Source organism: Nitrosomonas halophila, from assembly GCF_900107165.1.
In the GTDB taxonomy this organism is placed as follows: Bacteria; Pseudomonadota; Gammaproteobacteria; order Burkholderiales; family Nitrosomonadaceae; genus Nitrosomonas; species Nitrosomonas halophila.
In genome coordinates, this window is the sequence record NZ_FNOY01000033.1 from 24,515 (window position 1) to 30,514 (window position 6,000).

Sequence of the window (6,000 nt, forward strand, 5' to 3'; positions counted from 1 at the left end):
CCCGATATTTGCGTTTGTGAGAATCGGCCGGGAGCACCGCCTAGCGCGCTTCAAGGCGGAGGTGAAGCCATGACGGACACAATGAGCAGTGCGCAACGAAGTCGTATCATGTCCCGGGTGCGGGCCAAGAACACTCGTCCGGAAATGACGGTACGGCGACTACTCCACAGTATGGGTTACCGCTACAGATTGCACGACACAAGCCTTCCAGGTAAGCCCGATCTTGTGTTCGCCAGCCGACATAAGGTGATCTTCGTCCATGGTTGCTTTTGGCATGGTCACGAAGGCTGCCGTTTTTTCGCAGTGCCGAAATCGAATCGAGATTTTTGGAACGATAAGTTCAAACGTAACATGGCTAGGGATGAAGCTAATTATGTGAAGCTTTGCGAGGCGGGCTGGAGCGTGCTCGTGATTTGGCAGTGCGAGTTGCGAGATTTGAAGGAGGTCGAGCAGCGAGCGATGGAATTTCTCGGGCCGCCAAGGACTGACTCGTCGGTCTAGCCTTCGTTTTGCACGGCGTTCATGGGGATTGTATATAGTGTGAAAAACGATCGACACAGCGATCGTTTTCGCGTAGAATGTTGTCCTAGCGGCAGTACGCTCCATTCATCTATGCAAGGACCTATTTTCATGGCACGCCCAATCGGAATCGACCTTTTTGCTGGCGCGGGAGGATTGAGCCTCGGCTTCGAGCAAGCCGGCTTCGACATCGTTGCAGCGGTCGACATCGACCCGGTTCATTGTGCGGTGCATAAATTCAACTTTCCCAATTGCGCTGCTGTTTGTGAGAGTGTCGTGGAAACGACCGGCGAAAAGCTGCGCCGCCTGGCAGGCATAGGCAAACGAGACATCGACGTCGTCGTGGGAGGTGCCCCGTGTCAGGGCTTCTCTCTCATCGGTAAGCGTGCGCTCGACGATTCGCGCAATCAGCTCGTTCACCATTACGTTCGGGTTGTCTTGGAGTTGCAGCCAAAGTATTTCGTTTTCGAGAATGTCAAAGGCCTCACCGTAGGTAAACACCGCCGCTTCTTGCAAGAAATCATCGAAGCGTTTCAGGAGGCCGACTACGATGTAGAAGCCGCATATAGGGTTTTGAATGCTGCCGATTACGGCGTACCGCAGGACAGACGCCGTCTTTTCCTTATGGGTGCGCGCAAAGGGCTCTCTTTGCCCAGTTATCCCGAGCCGGCGGGTTGCGCCACCGTCGGCCAAGCTATCGGCGACATTCCGGACGCCGAGCTTTACCCCGAGCTATGGGAACGCGATTGGACGAAAGCGAAATTCGGAAAGCCTTCCACATATGCAGCGTATTTACGCGGGAAGCAAGAGGATCCGAGCGACTTCGGCTATAGGCGTCGTTTCGATGCATCTATGTTGACGGGGTCACTTCTGACCGAGCATACCGAATTGTCGAGGAGTCGCTTCGCCGCTACCGTGCCTGGCGACGTGGAGCCGGTTAGTCGGTTTAAACGACTGGCGCTCGACGGTTTGTGTAATACTTTGCGAGCCGGTACGGCGAGCGACCGGGGCGCCTTTACTTCTCCACGACCCATCCATCCGACGGCGTCCCGCGTCATCACCGTTCGCGAGGCTGCTCGGTTGCATTCCTATCCCGACTGGTTCCGCTTTCACGTTACGAAATGGCATGGCTTTAGACAGATCGGCAATAGTGTTCCGCCCATGCTGGCACGAGCGGTAGGTGCGCAAATCATGAAAGCGCTGAAGAAAAAACCGGAAAAACCAGAAGAAACGTTGGCGCTTGGCGACCAAAGTCTCGTTTCCATTTCGATGAGCGACGCCGCAGCCATGTTCGGCGTGCCTAGCACCGTCATCGCACGGCGCCAGCGACCGAGTGTGAGCCGCGCCGAAGAGCGCGAAGTGTCAGTCGCATGAGCGGTAAATCCAGAACGCCGACCCGTTACCACCAACTGATCGAGAAGATCTTCTTCGATGGCTATCGAGAAGGGATTACGGAGATTATCTTCGAACGCACGGCCTTGAAAGGCGCGGCGAAAGAACTTGACATTCGGCTTCCCGACAACCTGGGCGACGTGATCTACGCGATGCGTTTTCGCGTGCCGATGCCGCAGGCGGTCGTCGCCACGCAATCGGAGGGCCGGGAGTGGATCATCGAACTGGTCGGCCGGGCGAAGTATCGCTTTAGACTAGCGACGGTCAATCGTATCGTTCCCAATTCGAACCTCGCAGTGATCCGCATACCGGACAATACTCCCGAGATCATTTCGGCGTACGCGCTCGACGACGAGCAGGCTTTGCTTGCCAAAGTACGTTACAACCGTCTTATCGATATTTTTCTTGGCCTGACAACTTTTTCCTTGCAGAATCATTTGCGCACCAGCGTAAAAGGCGTGGGGCAAATCGAGATCGACGAGTTATACGTAGGCTTGGACAAGTACGGCTGTCACTTCGTGATTCCGGTGCAGGCGAAAGGCGGAAGTGACCAGATATCCGCGGTACAGACCGCGCAGGATATCGCTTGGTGTACGCAAAAGTATTCTCGCTTGCGATGCAGGCCCATTTCCGTCCAATTCGTCACGAGCGATCAAATCGCTCTGTTCGAACTGACGTTCGATGGCGACGAACTTAAAGTCGTCGAGGAGCGGCACTACAAATTGGTACCGGCACGAGAACTCGATGCCAGCGAGATAGTCGCCTATCGTTCGTGACGCGGCGTGGAGGCCTAGATAGCTCGATGCTCCTCAATATGTTATTGTTTATTACATTGGGTTCTGGTTCGTGGTTGATTTGATCGGTGGCGCATGGACGCAAAGAAATATACGGCGATAGACCTATTCTGCGGGGCAGGAGGATTGACGGTCGGACTTCGCAAGGCAGGATTTCAGGTACTGGCCGGAATCGAAAATAATCCCGTGGCCGCAGCGACTTACCGGCTGAACAATCGGCGAGTCAAACTGTACGACTGCGACATCCGGGACCTGACTGTGGATCAAGTATTATGCGATCTCGGGTTGGAAAGGGGGGAGTTGGATTTGTTGGCAGGATGTCCACCTTGCCAAGGATTTTCGACGCAAAGGACGCGAAACAGAGCGTCGTCCATTGAAGACGAGCGGAACGAACTGATTTTCGAGTTTCTCCGGTTCGTGGAACTTGCTTTGCCAAAGACAATAATGCTGGAGAATGTTCCCGCTCTGGCTAAAGATTGGCGGACGAGCGTTCTGAAGATTAAATTGATCAAACTCGGATACTTCATCGACGAAGATGCGGTGCAGGTCAAAGATGCGGCGGATTACGGCGTGCCACAAAGACGTAGAAGGATGCTGATTAAAGCTTCGCGCTATGGTGTCATTCCGAACGCCGCGCCGGCCAAGCGGCGTCGAACCGTGAGGGAAGCCATCGAATCGTTGCCTTCCGCAGGAGGTAGTGGAGATCCGCTACATGATCTGCCGGAAACTAGAGGCGATAAGGTCAAGAAAATAATATCGCTCGTGCCTAGAGACGGCGGTTCGAGATCCGATATACCGCGTCGATTCTGGCTGGAGTGTCATAAGCGGATTGAATCCGGATATCGGGACGTCTACGGAAGAATGGCTTGGGACGATGTCGCGCCGACCATTACAGGCGGATGCCATAACCCATCCAAAGGGCGTTTCATTCATCCTTCCGAGGATAGAGCGATCACCTTGAGGGAGGCCGCGCTGCTCCAGACCTTTCCTCCGAAGTATAAGTTTTCGATGCAGCGAGGGAAGGAGTCGGTCGCGTTGATGATCGGGAACGCTTTGCCGCCGGAGTTTATAAGGCGGCATGCGAACGAGTACAGAAAGCATCTGGAGAGTGTCCGTCATGAGTCGGCTTGAGCTGAAGTTCGATCCCAACACCATCGAGCATCTGGGGGTGAAGATGTATTCCACTTTGCCTCCTGCGTTGGCCGAGTTGATTTCGAATGCTTACGATGCCGATGCTAGCGAAGTTGTAGTCGAATTCTTGGAGCAGAATGGTACGCCCAAGGCCATCACCGTATACGACGACGGTATAGGCATGACCGCTAAAGACATCCAGGAAAAGTTCCTGGTGATCGGTCGGAATCGTCGAAAACACGAGGGCGACGAGCCCTCGCCAAGGTTCGGCAGGTTGCCTACGGGAAAGAAAGGGCTGGGAAAGCTGGCATTATTCGGCTTGGCCAAACAGATCGTGGTCGATACAAAAAAAGACGGTCTTCGAAACAGATTCACGCTCAACTGGAACGATCTGCTGGCATCGTCCGATACCTACAATCCTGAGATGGACCTGACCGACTCGGAGACTAAAAATAAAGCCGGCACGGTCATACAGCTTTCGGAGCTTAAGCGAAAAAGCCCGTTCGACTTGGAGGCTATTGCCGACACGATTTCTCGTATCTTTATAGTGGACTCCGAATTTACGATAGTGTTGAAAGGCCCCAACGACAAGACGATTAAGATTGCCGACGACAGACGATACAAAAAAATCGAGACGCAGTTCAGTTGGAGCGAGAAGGATCTGATCGACCCGGAAAGCGAGTATCACGGTAAAGTACAGCTTTCGCTTATTACATCCGTGACGCCGATTCCTCCCAGTTCGGGGCTACGGGGAATAGCGCTGTTCTCCAGAGGAAAGCTGGTGAACATGCCGGAGTACTTCTCCGACAGCACGTCGAGCCATTTTTATCAATATCTGACCGGCTGGATCAAAGCGGACTTCATCGATCTGCTCGACGAAGATGTGATTTCTACGAATCGCCAGTCTTTGAACTGGGATCATCCCGAGATGACGAAATTTCGAGCTTATCTATCCGACTTGGTGGCGCAGGTAGGCCAATATTGGAGAAGGAAGCGGGAGAATAAGAAAGACAAAGAGCTGGAGCAGGCGACGGGCATCGATAAAGAGCAGTGGTTCGGCTCGTTGCCCGGGGATATCAAACAATCCGTAGAAATGATAGTAAGGAAGCTTGGCGGCAGTGAAGAGGTGTCGGAGACGAATGGCACTTACTTAAGCCTAAACGTATGAATTAGAAAGAAAAGATCGGAAATGTAGTAGGATGTAAATCAACGAACCTACAATCCACTTCACAACCGATCTTTGATATGCATTCTACCCGCGCTTCTCGTCATCAGCAAAGCCGAATCAAGACTTTCCAATCGAAATGCCACAGCGATCAATTTTTCAATCTTCTGACCAGTGACACATTGTTGAGCAAAGTGGAGGAACTCCTGCCGACGCACCGCGAGCGCCGCTATCCACCGACAGAAACGCTATCCATGTTTCTGACGCAAGGAATGAATGCAGATCGATCCTGCCAGTTCATCGTCAACCAAGGGGCAGTTCAGCGGCTTGCCTGTGGCCTATCCTCCACCAACACCTATACCGGAGGTTACTGCCGTGCGCGGCAACGCTTGCCGTTGGAGATGGTGACCAGCCTGACGGCATTCGTGGGCCAGTCGATTGGCCACCAAATGCCGGGTGACTGGCGTTGGCAGAACCGTCGCGTGCGTATCGTCGATGGCACGACCGTCACCATGCCCGATACCCCAGCCAATCAAGCGGCATTCCCACAGCAACGGGGACAAAAGCCCGGACTCGGGTTTCCCATTTGTCGTATTGTGGGCATCACCTGCCTCTCCAGCGGTGCACTGCTCAATGCCGCCACGGGGCGCTTCAGCGGTAAGGGAGGCGATGAACAGACTCTGCTGCGCTCCATTCAGGATACCTTTGAGCGCGGCGATGTGGTGCTGGGTGATGCGTTCTTTGCCACCTATTTTTTTATCGCTGCGATGCTGGACAACGGGGTTGATCTGGTCATGGAGCAGTTGGGTTCCAGACGGCGATCGACGGATTTTCGCAAGGGCAAGAAACTGGGAACGAAAGATCATTTGATTATCCTCACCAAGCCGAAAAGACGACCAGACTGGATGGATGAGACCCAGTACAACGAGGCACCGGAATCGCTCCAGATTCGTGAGTTGAAGGTCAATAACAAGATATTGGTCACCACGTTAATGTGTC

6 protein-coding genes are annotated in these 6,000 nt (G+C 53.6%); all 6 read left to right on the forward strand.

Going from position 1 to position 6,000, the window contains the following annotated elements; translation table 11 throughout:
• Nucleotides 1-69: 69 nt before the first annotated feature.
• A complete protein-coding gene (locus BLV85_RS08790) occupies nucleotides 70-501 on the forward strand; it encodes a very short patch repair endonuclease (protein ID WP_090414347.1) in 432 nt (143 codons plus the stop codon).
• Nucleotides 502-630: 129 nt separating this feature from the next.
• Nucleotides 631-1,893 carry a DNA cytosine methyltransferase gene (locus BLV85_RS08795; protein ID WP_090414348.1) on the forward strand — a complete coding sequence of 421 codons (1,263 nt, stop codon included), beginning with the start codon at nucleotides 631-633 and terminating at the stop codon, nucleotides 1,891-1,893.
• Entirely contained in the window at nucleotides 1,890-2,687 is a 798-nt protein-coding gene (locus tag BLV85_RS08800; RefSeq protein WP_090414350.1) for an endonuclease, read from the forward strand. Before BLV85_RS08795 ends, BLV85_RS08800 begins: the two co-directional genes overlap by 4 nt.
• 93 nt (nucleotides 2,688-2,780) lie before the next feature.
• Nucleotides 2,781-3,836, forward strand: a complete 1,056-nt coding sequence (locus tag BLV85_RS08805; protein WP_090414351.1) for a DNA cytosine methyltransferase — start codon at nucleotides 2,781-2,783, stop codon at nucleotides 3,834-3,836.
• Nucleotides 3,823-5,004: an ATP-binding protein gene (locus BLV85_RS08810; protein WP_090414353.1), complete on the forward strand. Its 1,182-nt coding sequence runs from the start codon at nucleotides 3,823-3,825 to the stop codon at nucleotides 5,002-5,004. The genes BLV85_RS08805 and BLV85_RS08810 overlap by 14 nt, the downstream gene beginning before the upstream one ends.
• 77 nt (nucleotides 5,005-5,081) lie before the next feature.
• Nucleotides 5,082-6,000: IS4 family transposase (locus BLV85_RS08815; protein ID WP_143032312.1), on the forward strand; the 919-nt coding region annotated here is incomplete at its 3' end.